19 protein-coding genes and 1 pseudogene are annotated in these 20,641 nt (G+C 59.2%); 12 read left to right on the top strand and 8 right to left on the bottom strand.

The window, feature by feature from the left end:
• Positions 1-76 precede the first annotated feature (76 nt).
• Entirely contained in the window at positions 77-385 is a 309-nt protein-coding gene (locus Ga0074115_RS06580) for a c-type cytochrome (RefSeq protein WP_232432949.1), read from the top strand.
• A 67-nt stretch (positions 386-452) separates the two neighbouring features.
• Here the strand turns inward: Ga0074115_RS06580 and ppk2 are convergent, their stop codons facing one another.
• Positions 453-1,265 carry a polyphosphate kinase 2 gene (gene ppk2 / locus Ga0074115_RS06575; protein ID WP_039959901.1) on the bottom strand — a complete coding sequence of 271 codons (813 nt, stop codon included), beginning with the start codon at positions 1,263-1,265 and terminating at the stop codon, positions 453-455.
• Positions 1,266-1,599: 334 nt separating this feature from the next.
• Here ppk2 and Ga0074115_RS06570 point away from each other — a divergent pair, with 334 nt between their 5' ends.
• The 3 genes from Ga0074115_RS06570 to folD all read left to right on the top strand — a co-directional run bounded on the left by Ga0074115_RS06570 (position 1,600) and on the right by folD (position 6,650).
• A complete protein-coding gene (locus Ga0074115_RS06570) occupies positions 1,600-5,067 on the top strand; it encodes a PPi-type phosphoenolpyruvate carboxykinase family protein (RefSeq protein WP_057956702.1) in 3,468 nt (1,155 codons plus the stop codon).
• A gap of 257 nt (positions 5,068-5,324) precedes the next feature.
• Complete coding sequence (locus tag Ga0074115_RS06565; protein WP_057956701.1) at positions 5,325-5,633, top strand: hypothetical protein; 309 nt, start codon at positions 5,325-5,327, stop codon at positions 5,631-5,633.
• Between the two features lie 159 nt (positions 5,634-5,792).
• Entirely contained in the window at positions 5,793-6,650 is an 858-nt protein-coding gene (folD, locus tag Ga0074115_RS06560) for a bifunctional methylenetetrahydrofolate dehydrogenase/methenyltetrahydrofolate cyclohydrolase FolD (RefSeq protein ID WP_057956700.1), read from the top strand.
• 34 nt (positions 6,651-6,684) lie between these two features.
• Here folD and Ga0074115_RS16455 read toward each other — a convergent pair whose 3' ends face one another.
• Positions 6,685-6,828: a hypothetical protein gene (locus Ga0074115_RS16455; RefSeq protein WP_198295051.1), complete on the bottom strand. Its 144-nt coding sequence runs from the start codon at positions 6,826-6,828 to the stop codon at positions 6,685-6,687.
• A gap of 106 nt (positions 6,829-6,934) precedes the next feature.
• Here Ga0074115_RS16455 and Ga0074115_RS06555 point away from each other — a divergent pair, with 106 nt between their 5' ends.
• Both Ga0074115_RS06555 and Ga0074115_RS06550 read left to right on the top strand, forming a co-directional pair.
• Complete coding sequence (locus Ga0074115_RS06555; RefSeq protein WP_232432948.1) at positions 6,935-8,488, top strand: CHAD domain-containing protein; 1,554 nt, start codon at positions 6,935-6,937, stop codon at positions 8,486-8,488.
• A 4-nt stretch (positions 8,489-8,492) separates the two neighbouring features.
• Positions 8,493-9,236: a ParA family protein gene (locus Ga0074115_RS06550; protein WP_005965930.1), complete on the top strand. Its 744-nt coding sequence runs from the start codon at positions 8,493-8,495 to the stop codon at positions 9,234-9,236.
• Positions 9,237-9,410: 174 nt separating this feature from the next.
• Here the strand turns inward: Ga0074115_RS06550 and Ga0074115_RS16655 are convergent, their stop codons facing one another.
• The 3 genes from Ga0074115_RS16655 to Ga0074115_RS06535 form a co-directional block, all read right to left on the bottom strand.
• A complete protein-coding gene (locus tag Ga0074115_RS16655) occupies positions 9,411-9,560 on the bottom strand; it encodes a hypothetical protein (RefSeq protein ID WP_232432947.1) in 150 nt (49 codons plus the stop codon).
• Positions 9,561-9,663: 103 nt separating this feature from the next.
• Positions 9,664-10,269, bottom strand: a complete 606-nt coding sequence (gene dsrE2 / locus Ga0074115_RS06540; protein WP_198295049.1) for a sulfur carrier protein DsrE2 — start codon at positions 10,267-10,269, stop codon at positions 9,664-9,666.
• Positions 10,270-10,407: 138 nt separating this feature from the next.
• Positions 10,408-11,010, bottom strand: a complete 603-nt coding sequence (locus Ga0074115_RS06535) for a TetR/AcrR family transcriptional regulator (RefSeq protein ID WP_057956698.1) — start codon at positions 11,008-11,010, stop codon at positions 10,408-10,410.
• A gap of 168 nt (positions 11,011-11,178) precedes the next feature.
• Here Ga0074115_RS06535 and Ga0074115_RS06530 point away from each other — a divergent pair, with 168 nt between their 5' ends.
• From Ga0074115_RS06530 to Ga0074115_RS06515, 4 genes are all read left to right on the top strand, one after another.
• Entirely contained in the window at positions 11,179-12,111 is a 933-nt protein-coding gene (locus Ga0074115_RS06530; protein ID WP_057956697.1) for an ABC transporter ATP-binding protein, read from the top strand.
• Positions 12,108-12,884, top strand: a complete 777-nt coding sequence (locus Ga0074115_RS06525) for an ABC transporter permease (RefSeq protein WP_060528344.1) — start codon at positions 12,108-12,110, stop codon at positions 12,882-12,884. The genes Ga0074115_RS06530 and Ga0074115_RS06525 overlap by 4 nt, the downstream gene beginning before the upstream one ends.
• A gap of 197 nt (positions 12,885-13,081) precedes the next feature.
• The gene (locus Ga0074115_RS06520) at positions 13,082-14,281 is read left to right on the top strand and encodes a tetratricopeptide repeat protein (protein ID WP_157292689.1); all 1,200 of its coding nucleotides are present in this window, start codon (positions 13,082-13,084) and stop codon (positions 14,279-14,281) included.
• Positions 14,282-14,391: 110 nt separating this feature from the next.
• Positions 14,392-15,348: an ATP-binding protein gene (locus tag Ga0074115_RS06515; RefSeq protein WP_232432946.1), complete on the top strand. Its 957-nt coding sequence runs from the start codon at positions 14,392-14,394 to the stop codon at positions 15,346-15,348.
• 96 nt (positions 15,349-15,444) lie between these two features.
• Here the strand turns inward: Ga0074115_RS06515 and recQ are convergent, their stop codons facing one another.
• Together recQ and Ga0074115_RS06505 are read right to left on the bottom strand one after the other, a co-directional pair.
• A complete protein-coding gene (gene recQ / locus Ga0074115_RS06510) occupies positions 15,445-17,271 on the bottom strand; it encodes a DNA helicase RecQ (RefSeq protein ID WP_057956541.1) in 1,827 nt (608 codons plus the stop codon).
• Complete coding sequence (locus Ga0074115_RS06505; RefSeq protein ID WP_057956540.1) at positions 17,268-18,221, bottom strand: complex I NDUFA9 subunit family protein; 954 nt, start codon at positions 18,219-18,221, stop codon at positions 17,268-17,270. The genes recQ and Ga0074115_RS06505 overlap by 4 nt, the downstream gene beginning before the upstream one ends.
• Before the next feature lie 98 nt (positions 18,222-18,319).
• Here Ga0074115_RS06505 and Ga0074115_RS06500 point away from each other — a divergent pair.
• Positions 18,320-19,125, top strand: a pseudogene (locus tag Ga0074115_RS06500) (sulfite exporter TauE/SafE family protein).
• On the opposite strand, the gene Ga0074115_RS06495 reads toward Ga0074115_RS06500, so the two are convergent.
• Positions 19,084-19,836 carry a hypothetical protein gene (locus Ga0074115_RS06495; protein ID WP_232432945.1) on the bottom strand — a complete coding sequence of 251 codons (753 nt, stop codon included), beginning with the start codon at positions 19,834-19,836 and terminating at the stop codon, positions 19,084-19,086. The pseudogene Ga0074115_RS06500 and the gene Ga0074115_RS06495 sit on opposite strands and share 42 nt — an antisense overlap.
• A gap of 291 nt (positions 19,837-20,127) precedes the next feature.
• Here Ga0074115_RS06495 and Ga0074115_RS06490 point away from each other — a divergent pair, with 291 nt between their 5' ends.
• Positions 20,128-20,577, top strand: a complete 450-nt coding sequence (locus Ga0074115_RS06490) for an Rsd/AlgQ family anti-sigma factor (RefSeq protein WP_006473961.1) — start codon at positions 20,128-20,130, stop codon at positions 20,575-20,577.
• Positions 20,578-20,641: the final 64 nt, after the last annotated feature.

The raw sequence follows: 20,641 nt of genomic DNA, 5'->3' as shown, positions 1-20,641 counted from the left end.
ACAGATCGGCATCGGGATGGCAATAAAAACAGAACGATCCTTATCAGTCAGCGCAAATTCAATTTGGAGTAACACAATGACCAATCCAATCCGTTTTTCTCTGGTTGCCGTGATGGCCGGTGCTCTAGCCGGTTGTGGCGGTGCCAGCGATTACAAACCAGTAGCAGGCAGTGCGCCTGAACAGATCTTCGCCGAGGCCTGCGCCTCGTGCCATGGTGAAAAGGGTAGTGGCAAGTTTGGCTTCCTGCTGAAGATTGCCGGTTCTGACCATGAAGTGGCTGAGATCACCGGTAAGATCGCGGAAGGCGGTATGGTGATGCCGAGCTTCCCCGAGATTGGTGAGGCGGAGCGGGCTGCCCTGGCGACCTATATCAAAGCCCAGTGATCTGTAGCTGAAGAGACGCCCGGCCGGTCCACCGGCCGGGCGTTTTTTGTGCCCGGAGCCTGTGTGCTCAGGGGTAGGTCTCCGGGACGAAGGTCTGGTCCGACATCGGTGGGCGCACATAGCCTCTGCTGTCGTGACGTTGCGGCAGTTCGATCGGCTCTGGGGTCAGGTCTTCGTAAGGGATGATGCTCAACAGGTGGCTGATGCAGTTGAGGCGGGCGTGCTTTTTGATGTCTGAATGGACCACATACCAAGGGGCCTGCTTGATATCGGTATGGGCAAACATCTCATCCTTGGCCCTTGAATACTCGACCCAGCGGGTACGAGACTCCAGATCCATTGGGCTCAGTTTCCAGCGTTTGTGGGGTTCTTCCAGCCGGCTCTGAAAACGCCGTTCCTGCTCCTCGTCCGATACCGAAAACCAGTATTTGATCAGGATGATGCCGGAGCGCACCAGCATGCGCTCGAATTCCGGGCAGGAGCGTAGAAATTCGCTGTATTCCTCTTCGGTACAGAACCCCATGACTCGCTCGACCCCGGCGCGATTGTACCAGCTGCGGTCGAACAGCACCATCTCACCGGCGGCGGGCAGATGTGGCACGTAGCGCTGGAAATACCACTGGGTCTTCTCCCGCTCTGTGGGGGCGGGTAGGGCGACCACGCGGCAGATGCGGGGATTGAGGTGCTGGTTGATCCGCTTGATTACACCACCCTTACCAGCCGCATCCCGCCCCTCGAAGATCACCACCACCTTGAGCCCCTGATGCTTGATCCACTCCTGGAGTTTTACGAGCTCAAGCTGCAGGCGGAACAGCTCTTTTTCATAGCGCTTATTGTCGATCTTCTTGATCTTCCCTTTGTTTGTCTTCTTTTCCGTCACGCTTGGGCCCTCGCTGGGTTGGGGGGACTTGGGAGCACAGCCAGCGCTGTGCTGGCTGTGATTGTGAGCACAACAAAAGCCATTCTAGTCAGGGTATCTGCTCTTTGCTATTGATCCAGGCCATCCAAAGGACATTTCCGACTGGCACTGCCTGGCGTTTCCTGATGTTTGATTTAGCCCTGTAAGAGGATCGGTGTTTCGATTTATTTCAATAAAAATCAGCATGTTAAGTCGTGTTTGTTGGCTTGTGTTGGCGCGTTTCCCGCTTCGGTCAGCTTGAATGTTGGCTGTCCATCAGGCAGGATTCCCCGCGATTTGTATCATTGGAGCAGTTATGGACCTTGAAAGATCCCTCGGTCTGAAATCAGGCGCCGAAGACAGGGATGATGAACAACAGAAGCTTCAGCTCTACATCAATCTGAAGCTGGCCTCTTCCGGACAACCTACGGTATCCGGTGGCCTCAGCGATGAGTTCATGCACACCGCACAGGATCTGCTGAAGAGTTACCGGGAGAAGAATCGCCTACTGGCCGACTACCTCTGTCCGGTGGATCAGCGCGTCCAAAATTTCCTCAACCGCTATCTCGACGGAGTTGATCAGGAGCCGCTCCCCAGACTACCCAGCCAGACCTTCATTTTGGATCGCCACGGCATGGCGCGGGAGCTTTCGCTGCCGCTGGGCGAAGACAAATTCAGTTCCGATATCGTTACCAGTTACCGGGTCAAACAGGGTGTGCTGCACAATCCGGCCAGCGACCGGCGCACTACCAAGGGATCCTTCCATATCGCTGAGGGTGGCCTGCCGATCCCCGGCGACAAAAAGGCGGTGCCGCGCCTCAGCTTTGCGCGGCTGCTGAAGATCGCGCTCAATCCGCCCCAAGATCTGCTGACCATTCCCTTTACCGCGACCCAGCCCGAGCCGGCGCAGATGTTCGTTTCGTTGCTGATGCGTCCAGTGGTCTGTCCTGAAATTCCGGGGCAGGATGGCGAAAAGAGCATGGAGATCCGCTTCTTCGCTCCCGGCAACCTGGTCAGTAACCTCGATTTTGTCGAGAGCATCTTTGGCAATGGCGGCAACCCGTTTCTGCCGGAGTTCGATGCTGGCCTTGATGTGGATCACTGGACTGGCACCACCGGCTGCGTGATTCTCGCGCCACATCTGACCCGCCTCACCAAACGGGAGCTGGGTCTGCCGCACCGGGATGAAGCTAGCGAGCGACAGCGTCGGGAGGGCATGTGCTGGGAGTCGGAGGATGAACTCTACAACGATGGCCAGGCGTTCAAGATCACCGCACGGGACCGCAGCGGCGTGATCGTCACCATCCTCGCCGACAACTACTACGGTTACTGCAAAAAAGAGGTCAAGACCCAGATCGGCTACTCCGCCAACCTGTTCGGTCTGGCGGAGGAGGAGCACGCCGGCGGCGCGTTGGCCTTTCCGCGGCGCAACCACGGCCTCGAATATGGTGTTGACTCGCACACCCGCGAGCCGGGCTACAGCCTCACAGAGGTGATCGAAAGCTTTGGCGAGATCATGGAGGTGCAGCCTGAAGGTCACGCCATCGACAAACGTTTCCCCGAAGTGATCTATGTGCCCCAGGATCTGCGCATGGATCTGCAGGAGCAGAGCATCACCTGGGACTGTGACGGCAAGCCGCAGCGCATCCGACTTCAGCCGGGCAAGATCTATATCCAGCCCAACGGCTACAAAGTGGAGATGTCGAAGCATCCGGATGCCCCCTCCTGGCGTCTCATCGGCACCGACCCGGAAGGCACCTTCTGCCACAAACCGAGCACCGTCTCCGGTGGCGGCAAGTCGGAGATCTCCAAGTCCCTGGATGACGCGGTAATCTCCGGACCGCTGTTCGTGGACGACCTGCAGGCGGACCTTGACCGGGTAGAGGTGATCTTTTCACGCGACTACTCACAGCGCTTCAAACCTGGCTTCGAACATGAAGATCGGAATCCCAGCCGCAAGCCGCTCAATCCTGAGCGCAGTCTGGGTTCGGTGATCAAACTGCTGACCCCATCGCCCAGCTATACCGACGAATACAACGAGTGGCTGTCGTTGATTCCGCCGCGCATCCTCGCGCTGGTATTTATGATCAAGCGCTTCTACCTCAACTCATGGGGCAGTAACTGGCGCCGTAACATCACCGTGGATGAGATCGACGGCGCCGCGGGCCACGAGGTCAAGATGTTCGATCGCCAGATCATCGGCTCCTATTTGCGGGTCGGTTTTGACGAGGGCGACAAGTGGCGTCTGTTCAAGGTGCGCCAGGATTTCATCGCCGCCGACAAGGTGCAGATGGAGGACGACATCAGCGCCTCAGTGGTGGTCTCCGCGGCAGCGCTGGAGGGGTGTCCGGAGACGATCAACACCAAGCGCAGCGTCAAACTGGTGAAGAACTGCGAGTATCGCCTGTTCCAGCGGCCGGACGATGCGATCCACCCCGGCTTCGACAAGCAGACCGAGCTGGACATGACACAGCCGGATAACTTTCTTGCTAACTACGAGCCGCTTACCGGCGAATCGCTTGCCGCGGTGGTCGATAATGTGCTGACACTGTGCAACTTCACTGACCCGATGCGCAAACTGCTGCAGTCGGCCAGTGATGACGGCGCGGGCTATGTGGTCTCCTCCGCCCATCCGCGTCTGGTGGATGGCAAGCCGAGTAAAAATCCGCGCTATCTGCAGACCCGACCTGATCTGTCGAATCCGCTACAGTCCTATGTGGCGGAGATCGGCGCCCGCTTTCATCGCAAACTACCGCTCGACAAGCCACTCTGCCATCCGGTGGATGCGGTGCTTTGCGGGCGACGCAACAATCCGCCGGAGCCGGGCATCCGCGCGCTGGCGGTCTACAATCCGATCCACTACCAGGAGCTGCCCGAACTCTTCATGGACTTCATCTGCAGCCTCACTGGCAAGTCGCCCTCCACCACCGGGGCAGGTAGCGAAGGGGCACTCACCAAGGGGCCGTTCAATGCGCTGCGCGCTACCGCAGACCTCAACAATGCGTTGGTCTCTTTCATCCTCACCGGCTATGCGGGCTTCTCCAGCTCGGCAGGCTACATCGGCCCCGATGTGCGGGTGGATCACGATATCAGCCTGCTGATCCCGGAGGTCTGGGCGAGGCTCTCCGAGGAGGAGCGGGATCCGCAGTTTCTGATCGAGAGGGGCTATCTCGAGCCGCTGGAGGATTTTGATTACGAAGGCGAGCGGGTGCTGGCAAGCCGTCTCGGCTACCGCATCACCGACCGCTTTGTGCATGGTTTCCTTGGCAAGATCTTTGACAATCCCAATGCGGTCTTCACCGAGGCGATCCTGAAGCCGGAGAGCCAGGGCGTGGCGGTGTTTGTCGATGGTGTCAACAACATCGTCGAGGCGCAGCAACGGGTTGCCCGGCAGTATCTGGATGATGGCAGCATTGAAGAGGCCTGCCCGCCGTTGAAGGCGCTGCTCTACATCATGGCGACAGGTGAATACCAGGGGAAAAGCGCCCATGATCCGGCGATCCGCCAGATGTTCAGTCGCGACTACCTGCTGGCGTCCGACTGGTATCGAGGCCGTCTGAAGGAGAAGCAGGCCCGCGAGAGCGTATTGTGGCAACGTAATGTGAGCTACCTGGAGGAGTTCCTCGATAAGCCCGGCTATGCCGACGAAGCGGAGCGGCTGGCTATCGAGCAGCGGCTCGAGGTCGCCCGAGAGCGATTGCTGGCAGTGCAGGAAGAGGATTACCTCAACAGTCTGGTGGGCACCTTGGGTGCCGATCCGCTGGCGCCTGCTGAGGCTGTTTGATAACAACGGACGGGAGTTTAAAAGACACTGTCTGAACAGGCCGGGCCGCTAGCGGTTCCGGCCTGTTTTGTTTTGTCTTCCATCTGCTCAGAGCTGGTGGCCAGCGGGATAATCTCACTTTATTGGCGCAGGGAGGTGCTGAAAAAAGTTTATAAGAAATCACTAATATGATTGACCTGTGGCAATATTGGCACAGGTGTTTCGGCCTACATTGAAGGTGAAAGATAAATGCCGCAGACCGTCGCAGGAGGTGCAGTATGAAAGCGACACGCAGACTCTTGACCGCTGCCGCAGTGGCCGCGTTGACCGCGGTGCCGGTAACCTCAGCTGAGGCATGGTGGGGTTGGGGCCCCGGCAGTTGGTGGGATGGTGATGGTTGGGGAGGCTTCAGTTTCTCCTTTGGTTTTCACGGAAACGGATGGGGCCACGGCTATTATGATCCCTGGTACTACGGCTATTCGCCCTACTATTATGGCCATCCCTACTACGGTTATCCTTCCTATCCGTTCTATTCACCGCCGGCACTGCCCGAAACGCCACAGAGCGATTCCCTGGCTTCCAAATAGCCGGGCCTGAGGGGAGATCGCAATCGATCTCCCCAGCCATGCAAGCAGCCATCGGGCGGCTTTTTCTCTTCCCAATCTGTTTTTACTGACGCTGACAGCCTTCGATCATCACGCTATCATTGCCGCTCCCTTCAACCCTTAGTTGTGGATACAGAATCAATGAGTGCACAGATCCTCGACGGCAAGGTCATCTCGAGCGAGATCAAACAGGAGATCAAGAGCAATGTTGGGACCCGTCTTGCTCAGGGATTGCGACGCCCAGGCCTCGCGGTCGTACTGGTGGGGGAAAACCCCGCCTCCCAGGTCTACGTGCGCAGCAAACGCCGCTCCTGCGAAGAGGTGGGCTTCTACTCTGAACTACACGAGCTCGCTGGTGACGCCAGCCAGGGAGAGCTGCTCAACCTGATCGACAGCCTCAACGCAAAAGAGGCCATCGATGGCATTCTGGTACAGCTGCCGCTGCCCGAGCAGATCGATGAAGAAGCGGTCATCGAACGCATCCTGCCGACCAAGGACGTGGATGGTTTCCATCCCTACAATGTCGGCCGTCTGAGTCTGCGCATGCCGATCCTGCGCCCCTGCACCCCAAAGGGGGTGATGACCATGTTGGCGCGCACCGGTGTCGATCTGGTGGGCAAGGACGCGGTGATTATCGGCCAGTCCAACATCGTTGGCCGGCCGATGGCGCTAGAGCTGCTGGCAGCACGCTGCACCATCACCGTCTGCCACAGCAAGACGAAAGATCTGGAAGGAAAGTGCCGCAACGCCGATATTGTGGTCGCCGGCGTTGGTCGCGCCAACTTTGTTCAGGGGGATTGGATCAAGCCGGGCGCCATCGTGATCGATGTCGGCATCAACCGGCTGGAGAGTGGCAAACTCTGCGGCGACGTGGACTTTGAGGCCTGTAAGGCTAAAGCTGCCTGGATCACGCCAGTTCCCGGCGGTGTCGGCCCGATGACCATCGCCACCCTGCTGGAGAACACCTTGCAGGCAGCGGAACTGCACAGCAACGTTTAATCCCCGCCAGCATAGGCCGGGCATTGGAGGGTCGTCAGTTGATTTGACGGCCCTCCCGATGATGTTGCGACGGTTGAAGCATTTTTGCCAGGCAGATACGGTCGATCCCGTTTTTCAGCCGCATAATCCGTTTGGCCAGCGCCTCCGCCGAGCAGGATTCGCCGCCACTTTCGAGCATAATCTGCTCTACCTGGCCCTATGAAACTCTCGACCTCTCCCCTATCTGTTGCCTCGTGGTCAGCAGCTCTGTAACCTGGCCCGATGCCAATTTCAGGAGCAGGTTGATGGTCGGCCATCCTATCCAGTATGCACTTCCCCAAGAGATGGACCTGGAGATGCTAAGGAGAGAGCTGGAGCGGTCGTTTCGCTTTTTCGATGCGGGCAGGTGCCAACAGAGCCTGGAGTATCTGGAGAGTTTCGACTGGCGCATCTGGCAGGTGGATAGCGAGCTGTTGTTGCAGGACGATGGTGCATGCAAACGCCTCTGGTGCTTTGATCGCAACAACGACGATATTAGCGGTGGTGTGGAGGTCGCCGGCGCCCCGGTATTCGCCGCAGACTTGCCTGCGGACGAGGCGTTCGAGCCACTCCGGCGTGCCCTGGCGATGCGGGCATTGTTACCGATCGTCAAGGTGGAGCGTGAGATGCAACACTTGCGGTTACTTAACCGCGAAGAGAAGACGGTGTTGCGTCTTGCTTTGGTCAGTGAGCGGTTTCGCTCCGTCCAACCCAGACAGGAGGGTGATCTGGGGCACAGCGTGATGCTCTCGCCGGTCAGGGGCTACGACAAATATCTGAGCCGGGTAGAGAATCTGCTTTCCGAGCTGGGGCTAGAGACTTCACCGTTGAGCCGCTTTTTGCCTGCCCTTGAGGGCATTGGCCGTCGGCCAATGGACTACTCCTCGAAGCTCAACTACCAGCTGGATCCAGCCCAGGAGGCCGACAGCGCCACCCGACAGATTCTGCTGGGTCTGCTCGACACTATCGAAGCCAACGTCGATGGCACCCGCGCCGATATTGACTCAGAGTTTCTGCACGACCTGCGGGTGGCGGTGCGGCGCACCCGCTCCGCGCTGAGCCAGATCAAGGGGGTGTTCGATCCAGAGGTGCTGGAGCCGTTCAAAAATGGTTTCGCCTGGGTTGGTCAGATCACCGGTGAGACCCGCGACCTGGATGTCTATCTGCTGAAGTTTTCCGGCTACCGGCAGAGCCTGCCAGCGCTGCTGCGTAACGATCTTGACCCCTTTCACAGCTACTTGCTCGAACGCCAGAAGCAGGCGCAAAAGGCGATGGTGCGTAAGCTCAACTCGCCACACTTCCGCACGCTACTGAAAGATTGGCGGGCCTGGTTGGAGATGCCCCTGGCGGCGTCGTTGCAGGGGCCAATGGCAAGCCAGCCGATTCCTGAAGTGGCGAATCAGCGCATCCGCAAGATCTATCGTCGGGTGCTCAAAGATGGCCTTGCGATCACCGAGCAATCTGAGCCGGAAGCGCTGCACGATCTGCGCAAGCAGTGCAAGAAGCTGCGCTATCTGATGGAGTTTTTCCGCAGCCTCTACCCAAATGCAGAGATCAAACATCTGATCAAGGCGCTGAAGATACTGCTCGACAACCTGGGGGATTTCCAGGATCTGCAGGTGCAGGCAGAGAGTCTGGAGCAGATGGGGCAGCAGATGCTGAAGGAGGGGGCCTCCGCCGCCACCCTGATGGCGATGGGGATCCTGGTGGGGGATCTCCTACAGCGCCAGCAGTCGCAGCGGGAGCAGTTTGCCGCGCTGTTTGCCGACTTCTCCAGCCAGGCTAACCAGAGCGCCTTTGCGCAGTTGTTGAAGGGGTGATGGGATGAAGATTATCGGTGTATACAACATCAAGGGCGGCGTCGGTAAGACTGCCACCGCGGTCAATCTCGCCTATCTCTGCGCCCGGGCAGGCTACCGTACTCTGATTTGGGACCTCGATCCCCAGGCTGCCGCTACCTTCTACTTTCGTATCAAACCGAAGGTTAAGGGTGGCGGCAAGGGGCTGCTGAATGGGCGGGTCGAGCTGGACCGGGTGGTCAAGGGGACTGATTTTGAAAATCTCGACTTGCTGCCGGCAGACTTCTCCTACCGCAACATGGACCTCAAGCTGGAGGAGGCGAAGAAGCCAACCAAGCAGTTGTTGCGGTTGCTGAGACCGCTCTCGGAGGAGTATGACTACATCTTTCTCGACTGCCCGCCGAGTATCTCGCTGGTGTCGGAGAACATCTTCCGTGCTGCCGATGGCCTGCTGCTGCCGCTGATCCCCACCACACTCTCCCTGCGCACCTTCAAACAGCTGCTCGACTTCCTCGAGGGGCACCGCATCGCCGGGTTTGAACTGATGCCCTTCTTCTCCATGGTCGACCGACGCAAACGCATGCACCTGGATGTGATGCAGAGCCTGCCCGACGCCCATGGCGAGCTGCTGAAGAGCGTCATCCCCTACGCCTCGGATGTGGAGCGCATGGGCATCTACCGCATGCCGGTGGCCGAGTTTGCCCACCGATCCCCCGCTGCCAAGGCCTATGAGGTGTTGTGGCAGGAGGTCGGCCAGCGTCTGCGGTAGGAGTGCCGCTCGCGGCGCGAAGCTCCCGGGTGGACTGGTTCGTGCCGCAGGCGGAGAGAGCTAATGCAGATCCGCCTCCACCCAGAATGCATTCAACATGATGTCGCTGGCTCACCTGGCGTGAGCCGTGGGCGAGCGCATCGAAGATCTCCCACTCGCTGCAGCCGGTCGTCTTCAGCTGTTCGATTCCTCTGCGGCGATCGAATTGGAGTCGCCGACTGCCTTTAGTACACACTGCAGCAGCGCCGGCTCCTTTGCATCCAGAGATGCTTGGGCCGGGCCTTGCTTCATCGTCTCGATCTGCTCCTGGCTGACGTCGTGCATCTGCTGGATCTCGTTATAGACCTCGGCGACGATGCCATCGTCCTGGTCGGGGGGTGATGATGAGTGACATGGTGTTGGACGCCTTGCGTGGATTTAAAGGGGATTAAACAAACAGATTGACGTCAGCCTTCTGTGCAATGGGCAGGAAGCTGGCGGCCCCCACCCAGTCGTCGATCTCGTCGATAAAGTCGGTGCGCTGCCAGTCGAACAGTTCGACAGTCATCTGGCAGGCGATCATCTTCACCTCCGCCTCGATACTGAGTTCGCGCAGCTCTTCGATGGAGGCGACCCCCTTCTGTGCCATCCCCTTTTTCATCATCTGGCTCGCCATCCGCTGAAAGCCGGGCAGGTTGGCCATCACGCTGGTAGGCAGCTGGATCTGCCTGCCAGAGAGCCAGCCCGAGCCCTCGGGCAGGATCATCGGCATCGCCGGATTGCCGAGCGGGGTAACCTGCAGATCGAGGTCGCGTTTCAACAGCGACAGGCCGTAGAAGGTGAAGAAGATCGCGACATCCCAGCCGAGGGCGGCGGCGCTGGAGGCGAGGATGAAGGGTGGGTAGGCCATGTCGAGGGTGCCCTTGGTGGCGATGATGGTCATCGACGGAGTGTGGGCCGCCTCACGCTGCGCCATCTTCTCCTCAAAACGCTGGTCGAACCAGGTGTTGAGGTCGCCATTCTCATCCAAGGGTAGGGAGGGCAAGTTGTTCATTGTGTTGCTCCTGATTGATTTTGGACTTCGAGGCTTTGGCTAGCTTGCGATAGGGTCAATCTCCTTGCTCATAGTAGACCGGTCGGTCAAGTATCGGGCCAAAGCGGTGCTGGGTCGTCTCTCCTCTGTTATGGGGGGTTAAACCGTTTTGCGGATACGGATCTCGGCTATTGCCGGGCCGAGCTGGCGGATCACTTCGGGATCGTTGCGGGTCTTCGCCATCAGCATGATGCCCTCGATGTAGGCGAGCATCGCCTGGGCGGTGGCGGGTATATCGACATCTTTGAGATCCCCGTGTGCCTCGGCCGCCTGCAGGGTCTCTGCCAGACGCCCCTCCATCATCTCGAAGACCCGCTCGACCTTCTGCCGGATAGGCTCATCCTGGGTGCTCATCTCTGCGGCCAGGTTGCCGAACGGGCAGCCTAGGGTCTGGCCGAGAGTCTGGGCGATCTCTTTCTGGAACAGATAACCAAGCTCCACCAGCCGCAGCAGGCGCTGTGGTGGTGGCAGATCGGTGGCAAAGGCCTGCTCGAAGATCTGCTGTTTGAGTTCAACGAAGAACTCGTCGATCACCGCCAGGGTCAGGTCGCGTTTGGAGGGGAAGAAGTGGTAGAAGCTGCCCTTTTTGATCCCAGCGCGCTCGCAGATCGTCGCCACTCCCACCTCGGAGTAGCTGCGGGAGTAGATCAAATCCCGGGCGCTCTCCAGGATCAGTCGGCGGGTGTCGCGACCGGCGTTCATGGCGATTGATTCTAGTGGACCGGTCGGTCAAGTCAAGTTGGCCTCTGCCGCGTTGGATTGGGATGAGTGGGATGCGGCGAGGTAAATCATCTCAGATCACCAGTTTTTCTCGGCTGTTTTGGCGCTAGAATGGCGCTTTGTTGTAACCGCGCCCTACACCCACGATCCATGACCGCACTCTCTATCCAGCAACTCCATAAGACTTATCGCAACGGCTTCGAGGCCCTCAAGGGGGTCGATCTGGAGGTGGAGCGGGGGGACTTTTTCGCCCTGCTTGGCCCTAATGGGGCGGGTAAGTCCACCGCCATCGGTATCATCGCCTCGCTGGTGAACAAGAGCAGCGGGCGGGTGGCAGTGTTCGGCCACGATCTTGATAGGGATCCGGAGGCGGCCAAGCAGTGTATCGGCCTGGTGCCTCAGGAGTTCAACTTCAATGTCTGGGAGCCGGCGGTGGAGATCCTGGTCAATCAGGCGGGTTACTACGGGGTGCCTCGGCGCGAGGCGTTCCGTCGTGCCGAGCGCTATCTGAAACAGCTCGATCTGTGGGAGAAACGAACCAGCCAGGCGCGCGAGCTCTCCGGTGGCATGAAGCGCCGCCTGATGATTGCCCGTGCCCTGATCCACCAGCCCCGGTTGCTGATCCTGGACGAGCCCACCGCCGGGGTCGATATCGAGATCCGCCGTTCGATGTGGGCGTTCCTGCAGGAGATCAACAGTCAGGGCACCACCATCATCCTCACCACCCACTATCTGGAGGAGGCGGAGCAGCTTTGTCGCAATGTCGCCATCATCAACCAGGGTCGCATCGTCGAGCGCTCCAGCGTCGACCAGTTGCTGCGCGAGCTGCGCACCGAGACCTTTGTGCTCAATCTGCGTGACAAGCTGGCGCAGCTGCCGGAGCTGGGCGGCTTTGTGTTGCGTCACTTGGACGAGTGCACCCTGGAGGTGGAGGTGAGCCGCGAGCAGACCATCAACGGCCTGTTCGAGGCGCTGTCGCGCCACGGCATCGAGGTGAGCAGCATGCGTAACAAGCAGAACCGGTTGGAACAACTCTTTATCGATATGGTGAATCAGGACCGGGCAAACGGGGTAGGCTCATGAATCGTTGGCAACGCTATCGCACCGCCTACTGGACCATCCTGGTCAAGGAGGTGCTGCGTTTCAGTCGCATCTGGGTGCAGACAGTGCTGCCGCCGGCGATCACTACCAGCCTCTACTTCGTCATCTTCGGCACCCTGATCGGCGCGCGCATTGGCGAGATGGATGGCTTCCGCTATATCGACTTCATCGTGCCGGGGCTGATCCTGATGACGGTGATCCAGAACTCCTACTCGAATGTGGTCTCCTCCTTCTACAGCGCAAAGTATCAACGTTACGTCGATGAGCTGATGATCGCGCCTGTGCCCCACTGGGTGGTGCTGGCGGGTTATGTCAGTGGCGGGGTGGCGCGGGGGCTGGTGGTGGGGGTGGTGGTGACCCTAGTGTCGCTGTTCTTCAGCGATCTGCAGATCCACAGCTATGGGTTGACCCTGCTGGTGGTTCTGTTGACCGCGCTGCTGTTTGCCCTGGCGGGCTTTATCAACGCGGTGTTCGCCAACAGCTTCGACGATATCTCGATCGTGCCGACCTTTGTGCTGACCCCGCTCACCTATCTCGGTGGGGTCTTCTACTCGGTGGCGCTGCTGCCTGAGTTCTGGCGTGATCTTTCGCTGGCCAATCCGGTGCTCTACATGGTCAACGCCTTTCGCTACGGCCTGCTGGGTGCCTCAGATATCCAGATCGGCACGGCGTTGGCGATCATCCTGCTGTTTATTGTGGTGCTGACCGCCTTCTCGCTGGAGTTGTTGTGGCGTGGGGTAGGGATCAAGAGTTGATGCTGTTTGGTAATGACTGTTCTCGGCCTGGAACGGTAGGTTCCCCATATCGAAAGCCGGCCTAGATACAGCGAATCATCAATTTGAGGTCGGCGTATGGCCGAGTCCATGGTGCCCCTGATCTCCGCCCCCTTGACCTCAAACCGAGGATACTACCCGATTTTGACAATTGATCAGCTCAACTCTACATTGCGGCGATGAGTGATGATCGAGCAATGAAGCGGGCGGAGCTGCTCATTGAGGCCGATCGCCTGGATGCAGCGCTGGAGCTGTTGTTGCCCCTGCTCGCTACCGGGGGCTCTGCCGGTCAGGAATACGCCTATCTGCTGGTGATGCAGGCGCTGCTGCAAAAAGATGACAATCGTCAGGCGATCCACTACGGCGAGCAAGCCATCGGCAAGGGATATGACAGTGCCAGGATCCGTGCCGCGCTCGCCAGCGCCTATATTGGCAGCTCCCTGCCGCTGAAGGCGCTGGAGCAGCTCGATATCGCCCTGGGTAAGGCACCCGATCACGCCTTCGCCCACTATCTAAAGGCCATCGCCCATCTGCATCGGAGGGCGTTCCATTCGGCGGAAAAGAGCATCCAGGCGGCACTGGCCCTGGAACCGGATGATGCCGACTATATCGGCTGTCTGGCGGAGGTACGCTATTTCCAGAATCGTGGTAGTGAATCACGGCGGCATCTGGACGAGGCGCTGGCGATCGACCCCGAAAACCGCAACCTGCTGCTGATCAGCGCCGACCGTACATCCGCGCTTCCCCGCAAGCAGATGTTGCTGGAGCGGGTATTGCGCCAGCATCCCACCGACCCGTATGTGCAGAAAGCGCACCGAACCCTGACGGCGCGCCGGCGTAGATCGACGCTGTTGCTCGCCCTGCTCATCGCCCCGCTGGTCGCCGGCCTGTTTCTCTCTTACGGGGGGAGCAAGGATGGGGTTGCCCTGGTCATTCTCTCTCTGGTGACTGGCTATCTGCTGGCGGCGGGTCGCTCGTTGCAGATCATCGGCAAATTTTTCGCCAGACTGGCGCGCCGAATCCATTTCCACTACCAGCAGGGATCGCTGTGGCACAAGGCGGACGAGTTTTGGCGCGACCACGCCAACGGCTGGACACTGCTTATCGTGATCGGCGCACTCATTGCGGGTATCGCAGAACGGGGCGGGTTACCCGTGGAGTTTCGTAATGCCCTGTTTGGGCCGCTAATCATACTGATCTATCATCGCATGAGGCATCTGTGGAGTTTTTTGTTTCCCTTTCTCATCCATCTACTGCTGGGAGGTGTCATCCTGTCGTTAGCTGGCAAGCATCCTGCGGTTGCGCTGGGGGGCGGGGCACTGGTCGTGGCGTTGCAGTCTGTTGTCCTCAACAAATGGTATTTGAGTTATTTCAAATGATGTCACCCTAGTATTACGCCAGGGGTCGGAGTCAAACCGCATAGAGTGCGGTGGGAATAGTGATGTGGTTGGGGCGGCTTCACTCCGACCCCTTTGGTTAGGTGATGCTGATGAGTGAAAAAGAACGAATTCCAGTCAATCAGGAGGGGGATGAGGCACTACTGTTCACCCCGATTGCCCCGGCGTCGAACCCGGTCGGCTTTGATGATATCGGCGGCATGGATGAGCTGAAGCGTGAGGCGCGGATGAAGATCATCCAGCCGTTCAAGAATCCCGAGCTGTTCCGCAAGTTTGGCAAGCGCGCTGGCGGCGGCATCATGCTCTATGGCCCGCCGGGTTGCGGCAAGACCTTCTTTGCCCGCGCTATCGCCCGGGAGTGCGGCGCTCAGTTCTTCAATGTCGAGATCGACGATATCCTCGATATGTGGATGGGCAACAGCGAAAAGAATATCGCCGCCCTGTTTCAGGCCGCCCGGGCTAGCCGTCCGGCGGTGATCTTCTTCGATGAGATCGACGCGCTGGGGCGCAACCGCACCCTGTCGCGCCACAGCACTATCAGCACCACGGTCAACAAGTTTCTCTCCGAACTCGATGGATTGGCCTCGGACAACGACAATGTCCTGGTGCTGGCGGCCACCAACGCGGTCTGGGATGTGGACAACGCCTTCAAGCGCCCGGGGCGTTTCGACCAGGTGATCTTCGTTCCACCACCCGACACCAGGGCCCGGGCGGCGATCTTCCGCATCAAATTAGAGGGACTGCCGGCCGAGACGATAGATGTGGATGAGCTGGCGCAGGCCACTCCGCACTTTTCCGGCGCTGACATCGCTGGTCTGATCGACCGGGCCATCGAACGGGTGCTGGAAGAGATCATGGAGACAGGTGAAGAGCGGCTGCTGACCATGAACGACTTGCAGATTGCTCTGAAGCAGGTCAAACCCTCTACCCGTGAGTGGCTGGAAACCGCCAAAAGCTACGTCGAATACGCCAATAGCAGCGGCCAGTACGATGAGCTGCAGGCCTACCTGGAACGGTCCATGCCAAAGCGACGGATGGGCTTCTTGTAACCCCAGGGGTCGGAGTCAAAGCGCATAGAGAGCGGTGAGAATAGCAATGTGATCGGGGCGGTTTGACTCCGACCCCTTCGGCCGATCATCTGATGTTCAATGATGGGTCTCGGGAGCCGCCGGTTCGGCCTGGCGGATCAGCTCGAGAAACTCCTCCCCATAGTGTTCCAGTTTGGCTTGGCCGATGCCGTCGATGTTGAGCAGCGCGGCGGGGGTCTCCGGGCGCCAGATCACCATCTCTGCCAGGGTGGCGTCGTGGAAGATCACGTAGGGCGGTACCCCCTGCTCCTCGGCCAGCTCCTTGCGCAGGGTGCGTAGATCCTCCCACAGCTCTAGGTCGGCTGGGTCGCTGAAGCGCCGCTGCACCTTTTTCTTTTTGATCTTCTCGGGCTTTCGTTCGCGGCGCAGATCGAGCCGGGTCTCACCGCGCAGCACTGGTCGGGCCTGCTCGGTGAGGCGCAGGCCGCCGTAACCTTGGATGTCGACCGCCAGCAGGCCACGTACCACTAGCTGTCTGAAAATTGAACGCCATTCTGGACCGCTGAACTCCTTGCCGATGCCGTAGACTGAGAGCTGCTGGTGACCGAAGTTGCGGATGCGCTCGCTGTCGGCGCCATGCAGCACGTCGATCAGGTAGTTGACGCCGAAACGCTGGCCGGTGCGGTAGACGGCGGAGAGGGCCTTCTGCGCCGCCTCGCTGGCGTCCCAAGTCTCGGGCGGTAGTAGGCAGTTGTCACAGTTGCCGCAGGCGGCATCCAGCTGGTCGTCGAAGTAGGCGATCAGTGCCTGACGGCGGCAACTGGTAATCTCGCACAGGCCGAGCATCGCATCGAGCTTGCGCCGCTCCACTGTCTGTTGAACCTCCGGGGCGTCGGACTGTTCGATCATCTGCCGTAGGGTGATGACGTTCTGCAGGCCGTAGCTCATCCAGGCGTTGGCGGGCTCACCATCGCGACCGGCGCGACCTGTCTCCTGATAGTAGGCCTCGATGCTCTTGGGCAGGTCGAGGTGGGCGACGAAGCGCACGTCGGGCTTGTCGATGCCCATGCCGAAGGCGATGGTGGCGACGATGATCACCCCTTCTTCCTTGAGAAAGCGCGCCTGATGCTGTTCTCGCAGCTGGTGCGGCAGTCCGGCGTGATAGGGCAAGGCGCTGCGCCCCTTGTTACTGAGCCATTCGCTGACCGATTCGACCTTCTTGCGTGACAAGCAGTAGACGATGCCTGCATCGCTGGGGTGTTCACGCTGCAGAAACTGCCAGAGGGCGTCGCGTTGACGCTCATGTTGGCCGATATGGTAGCGGATATTGGGACGGTCGAAGCCGCTGACAAACTGTGGCGCCTGCTCGAGGCCGAGTCGTGTGGCGATCTCTCGGCGGGTGGTTTCGTCGGCAGTGGCGGTGAGGGCGATGCGCGGGATCTGTGGGAAACGCTCCTGCAGTAGCGAGAGCTGGATATATTCGGGGCGGAAGTCATGACCCCACTGGGAGACGCAGTGGGCCTCGTCGATGGCGAACAGGGCGATCGGACTCTGTGCGAGCAGCTTCAGGGTGTGGGGCTGCAGCAAGCGCTCTGGCGCCAGGTAGAGCAGGTCGAGAGTGCCTGAGCGCAGCTCGGTCTCGATCTGGGCGGCGGCCTGTGGCTCCAGGGTCGAGTTGAGGAAGGCAGCCTGGATGCCGAGCTCGTTGAGCGCCGCTACCTGATCCTGCATCAGCGCAATCAGCGGTGAGACGATGATGCCGACGCCGTCGCGGAGCAGTGAGGGGATCTGGTAGCAGAGGGATTTGCCGCCGCCGGTGGGCATAATCACCAGCGCGTCGCCGCCTTCGCTCAACTGCTGGATGATCTCGGCCTGCTGGCCGCGGAACTGCTGGTAGCCGAAGGTCTCGCGGAGGATCTCCAGGGCCCGATCTGCGGTGCTCATCCCCGGGGCTGGCGAAATTGGTAGAGGCGGTCCCGTTGGCGTTGATGGGCGAGGTAGAGTGGCACCACGGCTTCGATATCGGTGGGCTCGATGCCAAGCTGTTCGAGACCGTTTTCGTCGCAGACACTGTCGCTCTGTAGCGACAGGTAGTTGTCCATGGTAAAGGGCTTGCCGGGCAGTTTTTCCATTACCCGGGCTTGCAGGCGGGCTGCGCTGTCGCCCAGCTCCATCAGGATGCGCCGTTTGCCGATGGTCTGGGCGGTGTAGCTCACCAGTTCCCCCAGGCTGAAACTGCGCGGGCCGCACAGGTCATAGTGGTTGCCGAAGGTGCGGCTGTCGTCCAGCGCTTGGCTGAATGCCTCTACCACATCACCCACATAGACTGGGGCGAAGCGGCTCTCTGCGCAGGCCAGCGGAAACAGCAGCGGGGCACGTTCCAGCAGGCCGGCGAAACGGTTGAAGAAGCTGTCGCCGGGGCCGAAGATCACCGAGGGTCGGAAGCTGGTGACTGCGGCGAAGCCGCCGCCGCGGGTGTGCGCCCAGCTTTCGCCCTCACCTTTGGAGCGTAGGTAGTGGCTGGAACCATTGGCCTCGCTGGCGTTCAGCGCGCTCATGTGCAACAGGCGTTTGATGCCCGCGCTGCGACAGGCCTCGACCACTACATCCACCAGCTCCACGTGTAGGCGGTGGAAACCCTGGCCGGTAGTCTCGTTGAGAATGCCGATCAGGTTGATGACGGCGTCGCAGCCCTGGAATTGATGGCTGAGTGCGGCCCTATCGAAAATGTTGCTTTTGACCAGTTCGGTGCCTGGGATCACTTTTAGTTGGCGGTGGCGCTGCGGATGGCGGGTGATGACCCGACTGCTGATGCCTTTGTTGCCGAGTCGGGCAACCAGATGTTGCCCTACAAATCCGCTTCCACCGAGAATACAAACCCTTTTGCTGGTCATCCGAACCTCACTCTAAAACTACAATAATGTGGCCCAATCCAAGATGCGGGAATAGTGACCTTAGCGCCGCGCCGAGACAATAGGTAATAGGAAAGGTTATGTCGAGTTTTATCACGTTGTTCTCTGTCGATAGCATCCTGCTGTTGCTCTTTCTGGGGGCTGTGGTCGGTATCGTGGCCGGACTGTTTGGCGTGGGTGGCGGGCTGGTGATTGTGCCTGTGCTGATCTGGAGTCTGCCTCTGTTGGGGGTGGAGGAGAGTCTTTCAGTGCATATGGCTGTGGGCACCTCGCTGGCGACGATTGTGTTTACCTCGATAGCCGCGGTGCGTGCCCACCAGCGTCGTGGGGCCGTTGTCTGGAGATATTTTCTGGCGTTGACTCCGGGGATCCTGTTGGGTGCCTGGCTGGGTGGAATGATCGCGGGTGGTCTGGAGGGAGAGAGCCTGCGTCGACTGTTTGCCCTGTTCCTACTGATTGTTGCCTTCCGCATGTTTCGCGAGGCGCCGCTAGAGGCGCGTTATGGATTGGCCAGTCGTTGGCAGAACAGCGGGGTGGGGTTGGGAATCGGTGCCATCTCGGCGCTGGTTGGGATCGGCGGAGGCACCTTGACGGTCCCTTATCTGAATGGTGGAGGGGTTGAGGTGCGTCGGGCTGTTGCCACCTCAAGCGCCTGCGGTCTGCCGATTGCGCTGGCAGGAACTCTAAGCTTTGTTTGGGTTGGTTGGGGTGCAGCTGGCCTCCCTGCGGGGAGCAGTGGCTATGTCTATTGGCCGGTCGTGCTAATCATTGTGGTGACCAGTACGCTGCTGGCGCTTCCTTGGCGCATCGTCTATCGCCCTACTGGTTGAAACGTATTTTTGCGCTATTCCTTCTCTTCGTCAGTATCAGGCTGTGGTTCAGTTAGTGGTTGATCTGGTCTCTGAACGGATGGCTCCAGTGCCGGCTGAGTGACTATTTGAGGCGCTATTTGAGGCGCTATTTGAGGCGAGGATTGGAATGGCGCCTGGCTTGTCGTCTGCGGAAAGTCCGGCAGGGAGAGAGGCATGCGGCGGTAGAGCAGGAGTCTGCCCTCTTTGCTACGCATCGCCAAGTTGCCATCATTGTGAGCATATTCGTAGGTTTTTACCGAGTCGGAGCCTGGGACCCGCATATAGACATGCCTGTCGTCGAGGCGGATCTCTCCATCCCGGTGGTGTTCTGCATCGGCATAGATACGGAAGTACCCATTGAGAATCAACAGTGCCTCACCGCCGCGCCCCTTCCAGACCCCATCCAGAGGAGAACGATAACTGACTGCCGGGAGGCTCTGCAGCGGGGCTGCAGGTGGCGCATAGCCTGACCACTGCCCCGGTACTCTGCCCCCCGGCAGGCTGCTGATGGTGGCGGGATAGCCCATCCCCCAGGGAGTGGTGTATGGGGATTGCCAAGGATTCAGTGGCTGGAAGGCGCTGTTGTTGTAGGGTAACGCGTTGTCGAACGGGTTGCGTTTCTGGTTGTACTGGTTGGCGATCTTCCCCATGGCATCCATCATCGTGATCATGGCGCGCGCCATGGTGTTGGATGCATCGTTCGCAACTGCTGCCGGGATAACAAAGAGCAGTGCGAGCGTCGTCATAATTGAGGTTATGCTGGGCGGTTTCATCGCTTTTTTCTGTCTGTCAGGAGTTGTGGGGGGAGTTTAGATTATGCTGCCTGCTCTTGTAAGCAGGAGCTAATGATGGTTAGCTATATCAACCAAAAAAACTAGGTATTTCGGTAGGTTTCGTGGGAATGGGCTGGTTTGTTCTCACCATGCTGAAGACTATTTATACCCACTGAACAGCGGACCTGCTGGGTCGAATGGCGGGTGGGCTGTTTTGAGCAGCGCTCGGCAGCTGACGAGCAGAGAGGAAGAGGCGAGGTGACTATGAGCACTCAGCAACAGGCGACGGCGGAGCGGCGCACCGGCACCCAGGGGATGATCAACAACTTGATGGAGGAGCGGCGCCAGATGTTGGTGCTGTTCTGCCAGGTGGCGGGTCTGGAGCCCTATGCGCGTACCGAGTCCCTGGAACAGTTGCTACAGAATTTTTGTCAGGTTCTGGTGGACTATACGGCGTTCGGTCATTTTGAGGTGTTTGGCAAGATCAGTGACGGTACTGAACGGCGCAGTCAGGTGTTGCACGTTGCTGAAGAGATCTATCCCGGTTTTGTCGAGGCCACTGAGACCGCCGTGGCGTTCAACGATAAATACGATATTTCAGACCATGCGTTGAGCTTTGATCACCTCTCTGAAGATATGTCACTCCTGGGGGAGGAGATCGCGATCCGCATCGAGTTGGAGGATCGTCTTATTGCCACTATGCTGGCGAGATAATCCACACCGAGCAGGGCTGAGGCAAAGCTATTTGTTATAATCGTCCTTGATTCCATGGAATTTG

The organism is endosymbiont of Ridgeia piscesae, from assembly GCF_001443665.1.
In the GTDB taxonomy this organism is placed as follows: Bacteria; Pseudomonadota; Gammaproteobacteria; order Chromatiales; family Chromatiaceae; genus Endoriftia; species Endoriftia persephonae.
Note: the sequence above shows the minus strand (reverse complement) of the source record. Positions and strands in the feature narration are given on the sequence as shown.

Coding starts and splice junctions, on each gene's coding strand:
- Ga0074115_RS06580 (WP_232432949.1), top strand. CDS start 77: ATGACCAATCCAATCCGTTTTTCTCTGGTTGCCGTGATGGCCGGTGCT.
- Ga0074115_RS06535 (WP_057956698.1), bottom strand. CDS start 11,010: ATGAACGCCGGTCGCGACACCCGCCGACTGATCCTGGAGAGCGCCCGG.
- Ga0074115_RS06530 (WP_057956697.1), top strand. CDS start 11,179: ATGACCGCACTCTCTATCCAGCAACTCCATAAGACTTATCGCAACGGC.
- Ga0074115_RS06525 (WP_060528344.1), top strand. CDS start 12,108: ATGAATCGTTGGCAACGCTATCGCACCGCCTACTGGACCATCCTGGTC.
- Ga0074115_RS06515 (WP_232432946.1), top strand. CDS start 14,392: ATGAGTGAAAAAGAACGAATTCCAGTCAATCAGGAGGGGGATGAGGCA.
- recQ (WP_057956541.1), bottom strand. CDS start 17,271: ATGAGCACCGCAGATCGGGCCCTGGAGATCCTCCGCGAGACCTTCGGC.
- Ga0074115_RS06570 (WP_057956702.1), top strand. CDS start 1,600: ATGGACCTTGAAAGATCCCTCGGTCTGAAATCAGGCGCCGAAGACAGG.
- Ga0074115_RS06520 (WP_157292689.1), top strand. CDS start 13,082: ATGAGTGATGATCGAGCAATGAAGCGGGCGGAGCTGCTCATTGAGGCC.
- folD (WP_057956700.1), top strand. CDS start 5,793: ATGAGTGCACAGATCCTCGACGGCAAGGTCATCTCGAGCGAGATCAAA.
- dsrE2 (WP_198295049.1), bottom strand. CDS start 10,269: ATGAACAACTTGCCCTCCCTACCCTTGGATGAGAATGGCGACCTCAAC.
- Ga0074115_RS16655 (WP_232432947.1), bottom strand. CDS start 9,560: ATGCACGACGTCAGCCAGGAGCAGATCGAGACGATGAAGCAAGGCCCG.
- Ga0074115_RS06550 (WP_005965930.1), top strand. CDS start 8,493: ATGAAGATTATCGGTGTATACAACATCAAGGGCGGCGTCGGTAAGACT.
- Ga0074115_RS16455 (WP_198295051.1), bottom strand. CDS start 6,828: ATGCTCGAAAGTGGCGGCGAATCCTGCTCGGCGGAGGCGCTGGCCAAA.
- Ga0074115_RS06490 (WP_006473961.1), top strand. CDS start 20,128: ATGAGCACTCAGCAACAGGCGACGGCGGAGCGGCGCACCGGCACCCAG.
- Ga0074115_RS06565 (WP_057956701.1), top strand. CDS start 5,325: ATGAAAGCGACACGCAGACTCTTGACCGCTGCCGCAGTGGCCGCGTTG.
- Ga0074115_RS06495 (WP_232432945.1), bottom strand. CDS start 19,836: ATGACGACGCTCGCACTGCTCTTTGTTATCCCGGCAGCAGTTGCGAAC.
- Ga0074115_RS06505 (WP_057956540.1), bottom strand. CDS start 18,221: ATGACCAGCAAAAGGGTTTGTATTCTCGGTGGAAGCGGATTTGTAGGG.
- Ga0074115_RS06555 (WP_232432948.1), top strand. CDS start 6,935: ATGGTCGGCCATCCTATCCAGTATGCACTTCCCCAAGAGATGGACCTG.